Below are 18,380 nucleotides of genomic sequence, written 5' to 3'. Positions count from 1 at the left end.
TGCTAATTATAATCGGTAACAGGACATCCTTTAATATTTAAATTTTGTTTGGTAGTTCTGTATAAATCCACGACTTTGAAAATTACCCTTTCTCTTGACTCGTTATTTGGATATTTAGGGTCAGTAATTGTAAATTTTATATAAATACCTAATGAAGGCTTATTTTTTTGAGTAAGAGACCCATCATTAAATATGTAATCCGCATAAATATAATTCGGATAATACCATTTTTTTACATAGAAATAATCCTGCCCCAATTGGGTGAATGGATAATAGTTTCTCCATCCTGAATTTTTACTATCCTGAAACGTATATTCATTTAAGGCATCATAAATCCTTGGTTCACCAACACCCCCACTAGGAAAATATAAAAATGAATTTGGTAGACCATCATTAAAATATTTCCGGTTCAATAAAGTTAAATTAATACTATCCAATCTGACATAAGGTTCCAATCCTCGGTATTCACTTGTGAAATCTCGATAAATATTTTCCAATGCATTACGCTTTATTGCCCAAGTGGCTTGTTTTAGTGTACCAAGTGGCGACGGTTTGCCACAATAGAATTCATTTTCTTCAAAATAAATTCCAGTCCCATAGTTATCAGAAATAGGTGGCAGGGCTCTTAAAATTCCAATCGGATATTCGTAAAGAGGAATATAATAACTTGGAGATATGGGAGCAGAATAATCTAATCCGAATTGAATATTATATAAATTATTGGAAAGAATTGCTGTTCCTGTTGTATTGACAATACCATTGTACTGTAATGAAGATTGTGTATTACCTCCAGATTTAGAACCACCTACAAAAGACTTAACAAATCCAAATAACCCTTTTACTACACTAACAGCTGCTGCAACAGTAGCTACTGGGAGTGCCGCTCTAGACCTAGAAGCTTCTAAATTATTTGTTGATACATCAGCTTTAGATTGGACTTTTGGATTAACTATTCCCTGCAATTTATTTATCGATTCCAATAAAGCTCCTCCAGATGTTGTATATTCCACCCCCCCGTTGATAAACTTAGAAAAATCCGAAGTTGTACCCGCACCACCAATGACAGATTTTGCAGTAATATTCGAAAAATCCGAACCAAGATTTAATTCGGTCTCATTAGCTCCAAAAATGCTTAAATTCAATTTAACATTTTCTGATGGCATAGAATTAGCAACAGCTGGCTTCGCCAGTAGAAAATCAAAATTCATCCAAATATCGCTTGCGCTCTTTTTTGTAATACTGATTATAGATGTGTTTTTATCCTCTTTATCAACAACAAATTGTTCAGGCGGGGCCAAAAAAGACAATGTACCATTATGTTTATCAGGATCAGTATAGCTAAGTTTTCCAACATAATAGGTTTTTGATCCTTCATTAAGGTCTTGTGTTCGATAATTATAAACAAAGAATCTTAAAATACCCGAATATCTATTATATAAAGCAAAAAAAGGCGTTTGAGCAGGTCTATCTGGTGTACCGAAGTCTTTCAAGTATAGTTCCCAACCAAGTTCCGAACGATAATCTTTATCAGAATTGTTCATAGGATTTCCGAAAGTAAACCAAGGTAATGGTCTTTCAATTGATGGACTTGGTTGATTATTGACTTTAGGTTTGAAATAAAGTTTTACATTTGTCACTGTTGGATCGTCCCATTTCCAATTTTTATTAGCATTTTGCTCATTTGGATTTGTGATTGCTGTGGCTTTTGTCTTTCCTGTTGAAGTACTTTCTTCAATCGTTTTTGTACTTTCGAATTTTTCATTCTTAGTACATGAAGATAAACATAAAAACGAAGCTAAGGATACTATCTTTAGAAGATTACTATTCCTATTTGAACTTTTTAATATTTTTTTCATAATTTATTTATATTATTTGACTACATAGGGAATTATAAAAAGAGTTACAAAAAATCCCGCCATAGGCAGGATTTTCTATTTTACTAAACTATAATTATTCTAGTATTTATTGTTTTTAGGATCCCAACTAGCCCATCCTTTTGTCCAGTCTGTTGCACCCATTGCACCAATAAAAGTTTCTTTGGTAAAAGAAGCTAAATCACCTTCATACTTAGCTTTTCCTAATGCTGGTGAATCAGACTTCAATAGAAGGTTTGGCGCTGAAATGCTTGTACTGGTAAGACCCGCTGCTGCTACATTTGCAACAGTGAAATCACCAAATCCATTCAAATAACCTGTTAAATCGGCTACCGATCCAAAAGACGTAACATCTTTCAAGGAATAATTTGCAGCAGTTCCAAATACCATATTGTTAGATAAGATAGATCGACCTGCTTTTAGTTCCGCCGCTGGAAAATCAGAATTAAATTCTATCGCATTTGTTTTTGCTCCAACAATTATTGAATTAGCCAATACCATACGACTATTTAATCCAAAGTGTACTGAGGCACCGTGTTTATCATTTCCTTCAGTTCCAGGACCAATAAAAGTGAAATTTGACAATACGGGTTTCGAATACATACTATTTGCCACAGCAGCCTTATTTTCCAATTCAATACCGCGTGAAGTTCCCGCTCCATCTGAGATAATAGGATCTTTAATGGAAATTCCATATTGGATTTTACCTGAGTAACCTTGATCAAAATCAAAATCATCATCTGTACTTCTGTACGCAATAAGGTGCGTAGCGTTTACTGTACCGCCGAAAAATTCGAAAGCATCATCCCCACCATAAGACACCTGAATGTGATGGATCTTAGTTTCAGAGCCTACAGCACATAAGGTCAATCCATTAATTTCCTTATCCGTCTGAATTGCATTACCAGCAAATTCAATCCGTGCATAAGTCAATTCTCCTGAATTATCATTTAACACAGGATTTGTTCCTCCGCCATAAGTTGCAACATTTGCACCTAATACACCACTCTCATATTGAGAAGTTCCATCAGCAGAATTCACTGTTGATTTACCACATATAATAATACCTGACCAATCACCTATATTTCTATTACCCGCTGTCTGGTCCGAAGTAAATACAATCGGCTTATCAGCAGTACCATTTGCTTTTAGTTTACCGCCTTTTTCAACAATAAGAGCGGCTTTTGTTGCTTTCTCTCCTTTTATGATAGTACCAGCAGGTATTTCTAAGGTCGCACCATCCATTACTTGTACATATCCTTTTAGCAAATATGTTTTTGAAGCACTTAAAACTTTGTTACTCGTAATTTTTCCTTCAATTACTTCTACATCTCCATTTCCTGGATTAGGATTAGGGTCAACTGGGTTTGGATCTGACTTACTGCAGCTGGCAATACTCATTGAGGTCGCTACTAAAGCTAATGCAAACCATTTTGAACTCATGTTTAATTTCATAATTTGTTTTTTTTTCAAAGCTACACGCTAAGTGTAACCTTAATGTTAACTAATATTTATTTAATCTTTAAAATCTATAACCAAATGAAAGAGATACATTTCTACCATACTGAATAGAATTTATTAAGCGATCTCCCGCTTCATTATACTTTCCACTTTTGTCTACATCTTGATAGAAAATAGATTTACTATCCAATATATTTCCAACATTTAATTTTAACTCAGCTTTTTTAGCAGCAAATTTTTTGGAAAGCTGGAAATCCAAAACACTTCTTGGGGCTTCAAAGATATCAGGATATTCGCTTATAAAATTTCCATTCTCATAGCGTCCAAATCCTACTATATCTATTCTACGACCAATACGATTAAAGAACAAATTCGCGTCAAAAAGGCGATCAGATGAATATTGTAGACCTAAATTCAATAAGAACGGTGATTGTCCATATAATGATCTTTTATTTTCCATAGTCGATTGAGAACCTTCGAAATTCACCTCTGACTTCATAATCGCCGCATTTGTACTAAAAACCAAATTTTTGAAGAATTCGACGTCTGGATCAATAAATCCAAAATCATGACGGATCTCAATTTCTCCTCCGAGTATATAGGCTTTTGGAGCATTAGTGAAAGACATCAATTTACTCGCTGGAGAAGATCCTGAAATAATGTTTGATTCAATCGGATCTTTCAAATCTTTATAAAATGCAGAAACAGAGATCAGCTTTCCGAGGCTTGGGTAAAACTCGTAGCGCAAATCAAAATTTGAAATTCTTGTTCTTTTAACATCTGGATTTCCTTTTTTTGTAATACCAGTCACAAAGTCATAAAAGGAAAAAGATGCCAATTCACGAAATTGCGCTCGCGCCAATGTATTTGAAAAGCTAAATCTCAAATTGGTTTTTGAATTTAGTTCATATGTTAAGTTAAGTGATGGCAAGAAATCATTATAGGTATTATTTACGTTGTTTTCCTCACTAGAATTTAATGCGCCAGTAAGCAATTTTTCCTTATAATTTTCATAACGAACACCTAAACTAGCTTTTAACTTTTCAGTGACTTTTCCCGAAAGCATCGCAAAAGCAGCATTCAAGTCACCAGTTCCTTCATAATAATTATCTGGGTTCGTAATATCCTCTAATATTAGGGTTGTACTAGAAATATTTTCAGGAGCAAAAATAGTATTTAACGGCATAGACAAAAGCTTTCTTTGATCAGCAGTGGTTTCGCTCAAATCTTTATAAGCTAAGACTCTTGCATCAACTGTCCGTTTTTTATTTTGCTTTAACACACCTGTTTTTAAGGTTTGCTCCTGGCCTAAAAATTTTGTCGATATAGACCAGTTTACAGCCCCACCATAAATATTTTCATTTAATGTACTATAAAATCGTCCTGCACCTGTTGGTGTTGGGCTTGTTCCCACACTTATAACATAAGGAGCATCAGCACCGCTGTTTTCCTTTTTCCCATAGATCGTTCTTCTCAAATCTGGCTGATCGACATTAACATTACTATAGGAAAGGTTCCAAGATAATTTTGATTGCTTATCGCTGTTAAGTAGATATTCACCGTCAAAAACAGAGTTAAACATCCGTTTCTGAATTGTTTCGAGTAAGGTAACCTTTCTAAGCTCTTTCGTCCCATCATCAGCCCATCCTTCTCGCTGAGTATAAGATTGTTCTAAACCTTGATTAAAGATGTTTTTAAAGGATAGCTTAAGATCATTTTTAATATATGATATATTGCCTAACGCTCCTACATTAGAATTGAATCGATAATATGTATCATTGTAACTAAAGATTTTAAGATCCTTCCCCTGATCCAACGTATTAAAGTCATTTCTTACTTCTGGTGAAATTGTTTCAGAATTACGGTAGGATAAGGATCCGATAACACCTAATTTGCCTTCATTTCTAAGTAGGTAGGAATTACCAAACGTAACCTGCGCATTTTGAGCCGGTAGTACTTTTCCAAGTTTTTCAGTTACCCAAGTATTTTTAAATTGTTTACTATAATTTACTTTATCACTAAGATTCAGATTGGAGTATTCTTGAAAAGACCCTGGAAAATTACTTGGTAGTTTATTATCAGGATTCAACGTCGCAAAATAATTCCCAACTGTTCTCTTATTTCCATAAAAATCTTTAAAAGTACTCAAAGAATTATACCCAAGACCAACAGATACCTCAAAAGATTTTCTGTCAGGAAAGTCTTTTGTTTTTACATTTATAGCGCCTCCTGTTAAATCTCCTGGTAAATCAGCGCTTGCCGTTTTACTAATAACAATGTTATCGATCAGTGAAGAAGGAATAATATCAAATGAAAATGCTTTACGATCTGATTCAGTACTTGGCAACGGACTATTATTTAGCAATGCTGAGTTATAACGATCACTCAGTCCGCGGATAATAATGAATTTATTGTCCTGAACACTAGCCCCACTAACGCGTTTTAATACTTCGCCTGTATTTTTATCTGGTGTCTTTTTTATTACTTCGGCTGAAATACCGTCAGAAATAGAAATACTATTCTTCTGTTGCGCATACAATGCACCGATTGATTCTTTTTTAAATGTTCCAGTAATCACAACCTGATCCAATACTTTACCTTCAGAATTGTCAAGAACCACGTCTAAATTGGTAACATCCTTATCTTTAATCTCAACATCAGTAATTTGCTTTGTTGCAAACCCTAAGTAACTAAATTCTAAGGTATACTTTCCTGCCGGTACAGCCGGAATATTGTAATTACCTGTTACATCTGAACTTCCGACACGTGAAGTACCAAGTACCTTTACCGTCACCCCCGCGATGGTCTCTCCTGTCTTGACATTTGTAACTTTACCTGCAACCTTCCCACTCCCCTGTGCATAAACTGTTGTTGACGCAGCTACGACGAACGTAATGGCAGCAGCGATTCTTTTAAGTTGTAATTGTGGTTCCAATTTATTTTGTTTTTTTGTTTCTGCAAAGCTATTGGCAGAATATTATATTAACATTAACAACGAATTACCATTACGTAAACCACTTGTTAATTTAATGTTACCTCGAAAAATTTAGATTAATTTTTTAGACAAAAACCTGCATGAAGGAGGATTTGAGCGAATATTTCATCATTTCCAAAGCACCATATTAAAGAAGTGTAATAAAATTATTAACCCGAAAAGTTATTAACATATTGAGACTAATTTTATGTTTTTAGGAATATTTTGCTAACAGTATTCATTCATTTGATGAGAAAAAGCATAGTACCATTTTCAGATGGTGGAACAAGAATGATCTTATTATTGCAATAATATTGCATATGCAAAGCAATTTCTCTAAGTTTGAATAGATTTTCAATTTTTGAGCATATGAGCAATCCGATCGTATCTACTGAACAGCTAACATTCCAATATACGAATGCCAAAAGCATCGCATTTCCGGACATCCACATCGAAAAAGGACAGCACACGCTATTATTGGGCGATTCAGGGACTGGAAAAACAACCTTGCTGAACATGTTGGGGGGCTTATCTAAACCCGATACAGGGCTCGTTAAAATTAATAATCAGGATCTTTCCCTATTATCCAATAGCAAACTAGACAAATTCAGATCTCAATATATCGGTTTTATATTCCAGGAAGCACATCTTCTCAAAAATTTAACGTTATTGGAAAATATCAAATTGGCACAGTCCCTTGCAGGGAAAAAGGTGGATGTTAATCAGATTCATCAGGTCTTGAACCAACTGCAACTGGACCACAAAACTACAGCTTACCCGAATGAATTAAGTCGTGGCCAATTGCAACGTGCCGCGATTGCTCGTAGTGTGATCAATAAGCCTGCGCTGCTCATTGCGGACGAACCTACAGCTGCTTTGGATGACACCAATACAAATCGTGTGCTGGAACTTCTTTTGGATATTGCAGATACCGCCGGCTCAACCCTCTTGATCACCACACACGACAAACGGATTAAAGATCAGTTCTCAAAAATGTATATCTTAAAATAATTGAATACGTCATATATTCATTCACCCTTTTAGCTTTAGAATTTGTTATGAACACGATACAGTTGGTTTGGAAAAATTTAAGTAGACAATTTAGTTCTGTCTTTCTTAGTATCTTGCTGACAGCTTTTGGAATTTCCATATTAGCTGTACTTTCTATCACGGGTGAAATATTTGAAAAACAACTCGACAATAATAGTAAAAATATTGACCTCGTGGTCGGAGCTAAAGGGAGCCCACTCCAATTGATCCTATCCAGCGTATATCATATCGACAATCCAACTGGAAATATACCATTGGATGAACTCGAACCACTACGCCAGAATCCGCTTGTTCAACTAGCGGTTCCCTTATCCTTGGGCGATAACTTTAAGGGACATCGTATTGTGGGTACGGACTCTTCTTTTCTGACAATCTACAATACCCAAATAAATGACGGCCGCATCTGGCAAAAAGACTTTGAAGTCGTTATCGGTGAACAGGTCGCAAAAAAGCACCATTTGAAAATAGGCGACCAAATCAACAGCTCTCACGGTCTGAGCAAGGATGGCCATAGTCATGATGAACATCCTTTTACGATCGTCGGTATTCTAAAGCAAAATAACAATGTAACTGACAACCTCATATTGACCAATCTCGAGAGCGTCTGGGATGTTCACGGTATCGCCCATGCTGATAACGAAACTGCGGCACAAAAAGAACAACGCGAACGGGAAGAAGACCGTGAAGAAACAGTCAAAGCACACCTACATCACCATGGAGAAGATTCACAGGAAAATTCAACCGGAAAAGTGGCAACCAATGAAAAAGAACTTCACGATCATGCTGACCATGAACACGAAGAAGAAGGTGTGTTTGTCAAATCTATCGGCGCTGATATGGTCAAACAAAATGGTCTTGAAATAACAGCTATTTTAATAAAATACCAGTCACCGGCAGCTATCGGTATATTGCCTAAAATGATCGATCAACAAACGGATATGCAAGCAGCTTCTCCGGCTATGGAAAGTACACGCCTGTTTTCACTCTTAGGTGTAGGAATAGATTCTCTAGCGATCCTTGCCTATGTCATCATGCTAATTGCTGGTCTGAGTGTATTTATTAACCTCTACAACGCGTTAAAACAACGTAAATATGATCTAGCCATTATGCGTACACTCGGTGCGTCTAAAGGAAAGTTATTCAACATTGTCCTACTGGAAGGCCTGACCATAACAATCGTAGGTGGACTGGTGGGACTATTATTGGCACATCTGGCATTATACTATATCAGTAACCAAACGAGCCAGAGTGCTGACTTTGTCGAAGCTTTTAGGCTACATCCAAAAGAATTGGTATTTTTGCTTATTGCTTGCCTCATCGGCATACTCGCAGCGCTGATACCTGCTGTAAAAGCGTATAGGACAAGTATAGCCGGCACTTTATCAAACAAATAGAATGGATGGGCAATTGAATTAAAAATGCAATAATGGTATATCCGATGCAAATCCTGATTTGCATCGCCAAAATCTCAATACTCAATACTAAAACAGATGAAGCCATCATGATTTATTCATCATACAGAATAAGTCTGATAGTTCCATCACAACAAAAAAAAATTAAACAGATGAAACAAATTATCACGGCATTCCTCTTCATATTCTTCGGCATCGTACAGGTACATGCACAGATCGGCAGCAATTCCGATGTGCCCGATCATACCCCTATGATGAACAAAACCTGGGACGCCATTGATAAGATGGCTTATAAAGTGACCTATAATGGTGCGAAAAAAGTATATACACCATTTTATCCCAAAGAACTCAAAGCACTGGAGAACAAAGTGGTCGAATTACCGGGCTATATGGTTCCGCTGCACAGTGGACGTAATCATAAAAATTTTATGATGTCTGTGTTACCTGTTATGCAATGTCAATTTTGTGGTTCCAATGGAATACCACCTATGGTAGAAGTGACCTTAAAGGGGGGTGCAATAAAATTTTCTGAAGATCCTATCAAGCTCAAAGGAAAGATGATTTTTACAAAAGATCCATTGAAAGGAAATTCCGAAATTCAGATCATCGATGCTGAACTCGTAAAATAAACGTATCCTCTTCTATGCTGAATCTTATCTATATTATTAGATGGGATTCACATAGAAACACAAAAAATAGCTTAAATTATCTATTGAGTAGCGAGGTCTCAAGACAAGCTGCCAGCGCCGCTGTCTCGGTTCGTAAACGCGCTTCACCAAGCGACACAGGCTGAAAACCAGCTATCAGGGCCAGATCAATTTCCTCGGCCGAAAAATCTCCTTCTGGGCCTATCAAAATGATATAATGTTGTCCAGCTTCAAATACTTCGTTCAAATACTTCTTGTCCGAGTCAACACAATGTGCAATTGCTTTTTGGACACCTTCCTTTGGAAGATCCTTTAAAAACTGTTTAAAGGGTATCGCAGGATTCAGTTTTGGCAGATACGCTTTCAAAGATTGTTTCATGGCTGACACAATGACTTTGTTCAAGCGGTCCAACTTCACCTCCTTACGCTCGGAATGCTCACAAATAATCGGCGTGATCTCCTGAATCCCTACCTCGGTAGCTTTTTCTAAAAACCACTCGATACGGTCGATGTTCTTGGTCGGCCCAACAGCAATATGCAAATGATAGTTTGACCGTTGGTAATTCTCTTTGACACTTAGAATGCGAAGTACAGTACGTTTCGGATGTGGATCTATAATTTCAGCTTCGTACAGGCCACCGCGACCGTCAATTAAATATAAACGATCTCCCGTATTCATACGAAGCACACGGACAGCGTGCTTGCTTTCTTCCTCAGAGAGGATAAAATTTTCTAAAGAAGGATTTAATTCCGGTGTAAAAAATAACTGCATGTACTGTTCGTTGTGCTCTTATTCCGATATGTCGTCATCCGTCGACTCGACCAGTTCCAATTTAACAAATTCAATATTCTGCTGCGCCTTGCGGATGATTGTAAATACATAACCGTATTCCTGTTTCCGCTCACCTACCTCTGGAATTTTATCAAAGATTTCACTGACCAATCCTGCCATTGTATCGTAATCCTGACTTTCGGGTAATTCTATCGGAAGAAACTCATTCACATCATGAATACTAGCCCCTGCATCTACCATATATTCTGTTTCAGATATACGTTCCACAACCGGTGTCTCCTCATCGTACTCATCTTGGATCTCTCCTACCAATTCCTCCACGATATCCTCCAAGGTGGCCATCCCGGCTGTTCCTCCAAATTCATCCAGTACGATGGCCAGTTGCAGGCGTCGCTGCTGAAACTCGGCCATCAGATCATTGATTTTTTTGGTCTCAGGGATAAAGTACGGTTTACGCATGATATTTCTCATCACCACCTCTTTGCCTTTGGCCAATAGCGGAAGGATGTCCTTGGTATGCACAATACCAACAATCTGATCAATGTTGTCCTCATAGATTGGAAGACGTGAATAGCCCTCCTCCGTCATGGTTTCAATCAATTCTGAAGCATCTGCCGTTATTTCGACAGCAACAATCTTCGTCCTTGGCACCATAATATTCTTTACGATACGTTCATTAAAATCAAAGACATTTTTAATTAACTCATGCTCAGAAATATCCAATGCTCCGGATTCTTTTCCTTTATCCAAGAGGTATTGTAATTCCTCAGAAGAGTGGGCGGATTCACCTTTAGTCACTTCAAATCCTAAAATTTTAAGCAGAAAATTGGCAAAACCGTTTAGGATCCAAATAAAAGGTCTAAAGATAAAGTAGAAAAATTGCAGGGGAACCGCAATCTTCATCGTTGTTGCAACAGGTTTTTGAATGGCAATTGATTTGGGAGCCAGCTCACCAAAGACAATATGCAATACGGTAATAATCGTAAATGCCAGCACATGACCTGCATTGGTCGCTATCGTACCAGTCAATTCAACACCAAAGAAACCTAATGCCCCCTGCACAATCTGGGTCATTACAGCCTCTCCTACCCAACCTAAGGCCAGGGAGCAAAGTGTAATACCCAATTGTGTAGCGGCCAAATAACCATCCAAATGCTCCGTTATACTTTTGGCAATTGTAGCAACTTTACTACCTGTTTTCGCCTGAACTTCAATTTGGGAGATTCGGACTTTGACAATAGCAAACTCGGCCGCAACGAAAAAGCCGTTGGCCAGTACTAAAAACAATGTCCAAAAAATATCGAGCGCCATGCTGGGGGTTATTTGTTAACAAATTCTGTTTTGTACAGCTCAATAGCCTCCATCAAGATTCTTTGTGCTTCTTCACGTCCTTTCACCCCTTCTACGATAACGTGTTTCTTTTCTAAAGCTTTGTAACTTTCAAAGAATTGTACAATTTCTTTCATGGTATGCGGCGGCAATTGATCGATATCTTTAATGTAGTTGAATACAGGATCATTTTTGGCAACAGCAATGATTTTATCATCTTGCTCTCCGCCATCAACCATATTCATGACACCGATAACCTGTGCTTCCACTAGTGTTAAAGGTAAAATATCAACAGAACAGATCACCAAAATATCCAAAGGATCTTTGTCGTCGCAATAAGTCTGCGGAATGAAACCATAATTGGCTGGATAGACGACAGATGAACTCATTACTCGGTCCAAAAGCAACAAGCCTGTTTCTTTGTCTAATTCGTACTTTCCTTTGGATCCGTTTGTAATCTCAATGATAGCATTTACGGCATTTGGCACATTCTCACCTGGAGAAACCATGTGCCAAGGGTTTTGTTTACTCATTTTTTATTTTACTGTATATTTTGTTTGTTTCTTTTGTCTTTCATTCGCTTTTTGAGCAAAGTTATTGCAATAGGCAAAAATGCGATCACGATCATCCCAACGACAACATATTCAACATAATGGATAATCCATGGAAACTCTATTCCTAGGAAATATCCGGAAAGGGTCAATATCAGAACCCATATTAAAGCTCCACTGATATTATATAAAACGAATTTTTTGAAATCTAATTTTACAACACCGGCAAAGATTGGAGCAAAAGTACGAACTATTGGAACAAATCTACCTATAATTAATGCGGTTCCCCCATATTTATGGTAAAATTCTTCCGCCATGACCACATATTTCCGTTTAAAGATAAAACTATCCTTTCGCTTGAATAACATGGGGCCGGCTCGATAACCGAACCAATAACCTGTAAAATTGCCCAATATTCCTGCTCCCAATAAACCTAGACAAAGCGTATAAATGCTCACATCGATCTTATTGAGTGCACAAAATAGTCCCGCTAAAAATAATAAATAATCGCCCGGTAGAAAAAAACCAAAAAACAGACCTGTTTCGGCAAATACGATTAATATAACTAAATAAAATCCGCCCGAACTCAGGAGCTCTTCGGGATTCATTAGTTGTTGAAATGACAACAAAAGTTCATGCATAACTTTCAGTAAAAATCAATGTTGTTTTCTCTATTTTAGAATCAAAATCTACTTTTTTCCCTGTATAATTTTAAAACAACAAAGTACAAATATAGTATTCTTCTAAAAAACGAAAGTAAATCAAGTGTAATATAATCTTGTTATTGATTTTGTGCAGTTATACTGATAATGGACTCCCGTATTGTTTCAGCGATCTGATGTAGTTCATCTTCGCCTAAACTCAACTTAGGCCCAGCAAAATTTAGGTCACTTATTTTATTGATCGGAACAAGATGGATATGTGCATGCGCAACTTCCAATCCCACAACAGCCACGCCAACTTTAACACATGGAATTACTTTTTTTATCCCCTGCGCAACGATTTTTGCAAATACCCAAAGTGCCATGTACTCATCATCTTCAATATCGAAAATGTAATCAGTTTCTTTCTTAGGTATCACCAAAACATGGCCTTTCGCCAAAGGGCTGATATCCAAAAAAGCCAGAAAATCATTACTCTCCGCAACTTTGTAAGCTGGAATATCTCCAGCGACGATTTTTGAAAAAATTGTTGACATATTATTCTATATTGGAATAAACTCTTTTTATAATAAAGTATTGAGATATTAATATCGCATATGGAGACTTTGGTTGTGCCAGCCATCGGCTTGCAGAAGGAAAGTCTAATGTCTAATATTTACGATCTAAATACATTGATAAAAAAACAACCATAAGTAACATACATATGATGTTCTCAACAAATATAAACAAAAAAGGTCGCGATTGCTAGAACCCGACCTTCTTAATATAAAGTTAATTTGTGGATGTGCGGTTATGGCGTACCGCACATAACCGACATATGTTATCTCGAAATCTCTACAATTTCAAATTCAATCTTACCTGCAGGTACTTCGATCTCTGCCGTATCACCTTTTGACTTGCCCAATAATCCCTGGGCGATAGGAGATTTAACAGAAATCTTGCCCGACTTGAGGTCCGCCTCTGATTCGGCAACCAATTGATAAGTCATCACAGCTCCATTCTTTTTATTTTTGATCTTAACGATAGACAAAGCTAGGACTTTAGACGTATCCAATTTGGATTCGTCAATCAATCGGGCTGTCGCCAAGGTATTCTCCAGGTTGGCTATTTTAGCTTCATGAAGTCCCTGAGCTTCCTTAGCAGCATCATACTCCGCATTTTCAGACAAATCACCTTTGTCTCTTGCCTCTGCAATAGCATTGGCAATTTTAGATCTTCCTTCCGTCTTCAGATAAGCTAATTCCTCTTTAAGCTTACGCAATCCTTCTTCCGTAAAATAAGTTACTTCTGCCATAATTTTATCTTTTTCTTATTTTCTACATTTTAAAAAAGAAACAAGACCATATTACCCTCTTCGGGTAACATGGTCTTGCTTTCAATCTATACGAAGATAATAATTGTTTTCAACAAAACAAATTCTTATCCGTCAAATCTCTTCCTCATCAACAAATTTATAACCCAATCCACGCACTGTCTGTAAATAATGTGGTTTGTCAGGATTGGTCTCTATCTTCTTCCGCAGACGTACCACGTGCATATCCAGCGTCCGCGTATTCACATTTGAACTATAGCCCCATACCACTTCCATCAACTCCTCACGGGTAATCTCTCGACCTAAGTTTTGAAGAAAATGTAATAAGATCCTGTTCTCTAAAATAGTTAATTCGACCTTTTTACCTTCCCGTATTAAGGAATGGATATTTGGATGATGTTCTGTCTGTCCAAACTTGTAGATTTCAGGGCTGTTTTTAGGTAAGAAAAACTTTACCTTGTTATCTATCATCGCAATCAACACGTCCATATTGAATGGCTTACTAATATAGTCCGTCACCCCAAAGCTATAAGCTTCAATCTTGTCCACGTCTTGGGATTTGGCTGTCATCATAATAATGATATTCTCAAATCCTGCTTTACGGACATCCTCACATATCTCGTTACCTTCTTTTCCCGGGAGCATCCAATCTAAGAGGACCACATCCGGTCGTTTCTCCAAGATTAAACTTTCTGCTTCATTCCCATTTCCGCTTTGGATGACTTGATAGCCCTCAGATTCTAATCGATGTTTTACCAAGAAACGTAAGTTCTCATCATCTTCAATAACAGCAACAGTGATGTCTTTATTCATAAGTAAATAATTTGTCTTTTAAATGTCTTATGGAGTATCCAGTTTATAACTATAAGTTTTCACGCTTTCTAAACATGGATATTTCATATTTAAATTTATTTTTTTAAACCGGAAATACCAACGTGAAGGTAGTGCCTTGTCCTAATTGACTTTTCACTGTAATCTCTCCACCTATAAACTCAGTGATTTCCTTACAGAAAGCCAAACCTAAACCAATACTTCCTTGCTGATTATATTGACTTTTTATTCTATAAAACTTTTTGAAGATATTGTTAAACTCCGCCTTCTCTATGCCAATTCCTTCATCCTTAAAAGTGATAACAAAATTCTTCTTATTTTGTTGTATCGCAATATCCAAGATTTTATGCCCACTTTTCGAATATTTGTAGGCATTATCTATCATATTTTGAAACACACTGCTCAATAACACCGGATCCGCAAGCATCGATGTTCTTACATCAATTTTTGTGCTAATCTTGAAGTCAGCGTATTTTATTCTTGAGGAAGCTACCAAATTTTCGGTAAATTCTTCTAGATCTACTTCCTCTTTATTTAATTTAATGGTTTTATTTTCAATTTGACTAAACGACAATAATTTATTCATCAGATTATTGAGCCGATCAGCCTCCTGATCCAAAATATTACCATACATTTTTCGCTCCTCATCAGATAAAACTTGTGCACTCTTAATATTATTTCCGGCAATTTTTATCACACTTACAGGCGTCTTAAACTCGTGGGTCAAATTGTTGATAAAATCATATTGCAATTTAAAAAGTCTTCCGTTAATTTCTAAATTTCTATAAATTAAATATAGAATCGCAATCAAAATAATATAAATCAAGGATATACCACCCAATACGGGCCAAAAACTACGATTTATCTCCTTCGAGAGAAAACTTTTGCTTGATCTAAAGAGCAATTTATAATCTGCCAAAGCACCCGGCAAAGGCATTTCTGTAGAAATTTCATCATTCTCTGGTGTAATCGGTGCTCCTACCAAAGGGACAATCTCCACTTTTTCATAAAGGTTAGTATAACTATTTTTCACCTCCAGATACATCGGGTCAATCTGAAAATTGAACATGTCCTGCTCATAGCCAACAGTATGGTCCAAATTTCCCTCCATGATGGCTTTATAAACAATCAAATCATTAACCCTTGGTATATTTAAATAGGTGATCTGTCCGGGTCTGATCGTATAAAATACCTTTAAAATATCCTTGTCAGAAAGTTTTGCATTCGGCTGCAACTTGTCAATATAAGTAGCGAGCTTAACCCCAATATTATTAATTTCCTCCGAATGCAAGCCCATTTGACCACGGTCACGAATCGTATTTTTGTTCAGCCCCGAGCGGGATACCGTAAAAAAAGTAATAGTCTTAGGTTGAATTCTTAAATTATTGACTATAAAACCGTAATTTAAATTATGATCATTATTAAATTGTAAATCAAAAAAACCAATTTCGCGCACAAAAGGATAAGAACTTAAAATACTATAGGCATATTTTCCGGCTTGTACAGAGTCCAAAAAGCCTTGATAAAATGAAACTTCCGGAATTCTATTTTGGAAAAAGTCATTAAAAGGAATTAAGGTCTGATCAAAAATTTCCGATTTCCTATTGGTAAATTCATTCTTTATATGTGACTCGGTATAGCTTCTGGATAGAAAAAGAGCAAAAATATACAAACCACTGATGACGATGAAAAACATCAACAATAGTCCATAATTTTTTCGATAGCTGTATTTCCCTGCTTTCATATAATGCCCCTAGTCCGCTAGATATTTTGCCAAAAATCGCTCCAGTTCATTATAGTAGCCAAATATATTCTCATCTTTTTTAAAAGTTCTATCTTCATCTTCCTTCAGAATATATTGCACAGGAACATGGTTATTCTTCAACTTCTGAACGAATTGATTTGCATCTGTCACCGAACTAAATCGGTCTTTGCCCCCTTGGACTAAAAGTACAGGAATCCGAACCTTATCTGAATGAAAAACAGGAGATATATTTTTAAACAACTCTGCTTCACGAATAGGATTTCCTACGATCTGATACATTTTCTGTACATAGGACTTAAAATAAGGTGGAATATCCCTAAAATAGGTAAATAGGTTGGTATATCCTGAATAGGAAACCGCACATTTATACAAATCTGAATTGAAGCAAGTAGCATGTAATGCCGAATATCCTCCAAACCCTTTCCCCACAATGGCCACACGATCCTTATCGGCAATCCCCTCTTTGATTAACCATTTTACCCCATCCGTAATATCATCTTGAATTTTTCCACCCCATTCCTTAAATCCAGCAGTCCAAAACTTCTTTCCAAACCCCGTTGAACCTCGATAATTCATCTGAAAAACCAAATACCCCCTATTCGCTAAAAATTGTGCTTCATTGTCAAAACCCCATACTTCGCGTCCATTGGGGCCATCATGTGGCAGTACCACCATAGGCAGATCTTTCCGGTTGGAATGTATAGGATAGGTCAAGTAACCGGATATCGTCATACCATCTCTCGCTTTGTAGGTAATAAATTCATTGGGAGACAATTCCTTATCTTTAAGATCTGAATTATTGTCGGTTAATTTGGTCAATTTTTTTGATATAAAATCATAAAAATAAATCCCGCCCGGATTGACATCTGTATAAGTCTTAATAATGACCTTCTCTCCCGAAACATCCGTATTGAGGACCTGGAATTCAAAACCATCAATTTGCTTCGACAGTTCATCATATTTTCGTTTTGTTTGTTCGTCAAAAAAATGCCGACTCTGTCTTGAAGTTGTATAATTAACAAACAGTAAGCGATTTTGCTCAGGGAAGTAGCCTCCCGGACTTACATCGACCTCCTTGTGGCTATATAGCTCTCCCAATTCCCTTTCACTGACCAGGTCATAGCTAACGAGAGCCAACTTGTCACGATTTATATTTGAAAGTGCATAAATAATGCGATTTGAACTATCCTTATACCCCAACGGAGTGAAGCTACTTTCGAGATCACAACGTATAATCTCCTTAAAAGGTTCTTTCTCAGAACCCCGGAAAAGAACAGATTGCTGTACCGAATCATTTGCAACTGCCAAGCGCACCTGCCCATCATTGGATGCAATCCACGAGCTCATATTACCGGGGTTTTGTAAAATCAGTTCCCGTGGTCTACCGTCCAAATAAATGCGATAAAGATCAAAAAACGAGGAATCTCGGTCGTTGATCCCAGCAACAAAACTATCCCCGTTGGAAACCATCGGATGAACCCACCTGAATCTTGCACGAGCAGGTTTAATTAATGGCCAAATCTTTTCCGTGTTAATATCCACAGCATATAAACGTAAACTATCCTGGGCAGATTGCTCGGTCAAAAAAGAAATTTTGGAATCGTTATTCCAGACAAAGGATTTTACATTGATATCATTCTGATAAGTGAGCTGCTTGGAGCTGTCCTTATCCATCAAATCTATCAAATATATATTTTTGCAATGATTGTCCATACCGAT

The 18,380-nt window shown here is 36.9% G+C and carries 15 protein-coding genes; 3 read left to right on the top strand and 12 right to left on the bottom strand.

The features are described from left to right. Positions 1–2 precede the first annotated feature (2 nt). The 3 genes from HMAT_RS25060 to HMAT_RS25050 form a co-directional block, all read right to left on the bottom strand. The gene (locus HMAT_RS25060; RefSeq protein ID WP_104385564.1) at positions 3–1,856 is read right to left on the bottom strand and encodes a hypothetical protein; all 1,854 of its coding nucleotides are present in this window, start codon (positions 1,854–1,856) and stop codon (positions 3–5) included. Positions 1,857–1,955: 99 nt separating this feature from the next. Continuing rightward, entirely contained in the window at positions 1,956–3,329 is a 1,374-nt protein-coding gene (locus HMAT_RS25055) for a hypothetical protein (RefSeq protein ID WP_104385563.1), read from the bottom strand. A gap of 67 nt (positions 3,330–3,396) precedes the next feature. Continuing rightward, positions 3,397–6,270: a TonB-dependent receptor gene (locus HMAT_RS25050; protein WP_104385562.1), complete on the bottom strand. Its 2,874-nt coding sequence runs from the start codon at positions 6,268–6,270 to the stop codon at positions 3,397–3,399. Positions 6,271–6,678: 408 nt separating this feature from the next. Here HMAT_RS25050 and HMAT_RS25045 point away from each other — a divergent pair, with 408 nt between their 5' ends. The 3 genes from HMAT_RS25045 to HMAT_RS25035 all read left to right on the top strand — a co-directional run bounded on the left by HMAT_RS25045 (position 6,679) and on the right by HMAT_RS25035 (position 9,400). Beyond that, a complete protein-coding gene (locus tag HMAT_RS25045; RefSeq protein WP_104385561.1) occupies positions 6,679–7,320 on the top strand; it encodes an ABC transporter ATP-binding protein in 642 nt (213 codons plus the stop codon). A 47-nt stretch (positions 7,321–7,367) separates the two neighbouring features. Next, positions 7,368–8,753, top strand: coding sequence for an FtsX-like permease family protein (locus tag HMAT_RS25040; RefSeq protein ID WP_104385560.1), 1,386 nt, complete (start codon positions 7,368–7,370; stop codon positions 8,751–8,753). Positions 8,754–8,923: 170 nt separating this feature from the next. Next, positions 8,924–9,400 carry a hypothetical protein gene (locus HMAT_RS25035; RefSeq protein WP_104385634.1) on the top strand — a complete coding sequence of 159 codons (477 nt, stop codon included), beginning with the start codon at positions 8,924–8,926 and terminating at the stop codon, positions 9,398–9,400. Positions 9,401–9,476: 76 nt separating this feature from the next. Here HMAT_RS25035 and HMAT_RS25030 read toward each other — a convergent pair whose 3' ends face one another. The 9 genes from HMAT_RS25030 to HMAT_RS24990 all read right to left on the bottom strand — a co-directional run bounded on the left by HMAT_RS25030 (position 9,477) and on the right by HMAT_RS24990 (position 18,335). Continuing rightward, positions 9,477–10,190: a 16S rRNA (uracil(1498)-N(3))-methyltransferase gene (locus HMAT_RS25030; protein WP_104385559.1), complete on the bottom strand. Its 714-nt coding sequence runs from the start codon at positions 10,188–10,190 to the stop codon at positions 9,477–9,479. 18 nt (positions 10,191–10,208) lie between these two features. Continuing rightward, entirely contained in the window at positions 10,209–11,522 is a 1,314-nt protein-coding gene (locus tag HMAT_RS25025) for a hemolysin family protein (RefSeq protein WP_104385558.1), read from the bottom strand. 8 nt (positions 11,523–11,530) lie between these two features. Next, positions 11,531–12,073: an inorganic diphosphatase gene (locus HMAT_RS25020; protein ID WP_104385557.1), complete on the bottom strand. Its 543-nt coding sequence runs from the start codon at positions 12,071–12,073 to the stop codon at positions 11,531–11,533. 8 nt (positions 12,074–12,081) lie between these two features. Then, positions 12,082–12,732 carry a DedA family protein gene (locus HMAT_RS25015; protein ID WP_104385556.1) on the bottom strand — a complete coding sequence of 217 codons (651 nt, stop codon included), beginning with the start codon at positions 12,730–12,732 and terminating at the stop codon, positions 12,082–12,084. A gap of 140 nt (positions 12,733–12,872) precedes the next feature. Next, positions 12,873–13,289, bottom strand: a complete 417-nt coding sequence (locus tag HMAT_RS25010) for an HIT family protein (RefSeq protein WP_104385555.1) — start codon at positions 13,287–13,289, stop codon at positions 12,873–12,875. A gap of 284 nt (positions 13,290–13,573) precedes the next feature. Then, positions 13,574–14,047, bottom strand: coding sequence for a transcription elongation factor GreA (gene greA / locus HMAT_RS25005; protein ID WP_077438377.1), 474 nt, complete (start codon positions 14,045–14,047; stop codon positions 13,574–13,576). Positions 14,048–14,179: 132 nt separating this feature from the next. Continuing rightward, a complete protein-coding gene (locus HMAT_RS25000) occupies positions 14,180–14,878 on the bottom strand; it encodes a response regulator transcription factor (RefSeq protein WP_104385554.1) in 699 nt (232 codons plus the stop codon). A gap of 103 nt (positions 14,879–14,981) precedes the next feature. Further along, positions 14,982–16,640 (bottom strand): sensor histidine kinase KdpD, encoded by a 1,659-nt coding sequence (locus HMAT_RS24995; RefSeq protein WP_104385553.1) that lies wholly within the window; start codon positions 16,638–16,640, stop codon positions 14,982–14,984. A 9-nt stretch (positions 16,641–16,649) separates the two neighbouring features. Beyond that, positions 16,650–18,335 (bottom strand): S9 family peptidase, encoded by a 1,686-nt coding sequence (locus HMAT_RS24990; RefSeq protein ID WP_233789591.1) that lies wholly within the window; start codon positions 18,333–18,335, stop codon positions 16,650–16,652. Between the last annotated feature and the right edge of the window lie 45 nt (positions 18,336–18,380).

This window comes from Sphingobacterium sp. HMA12 (assembly GCF_002933815.1).
In the GTDB taxonomy this organism is placed as follows: Bacteria; Bacteroidota; Bacteroidia; order Sphingobacteriales; family Sphingobacteriaceae; genus Sphingobacterium.
The sequence above is the reverse complement of the archived record's forward strand: the minus strand, read 5'-3'. Positions and strand labels throughout refer to the sequence as shown.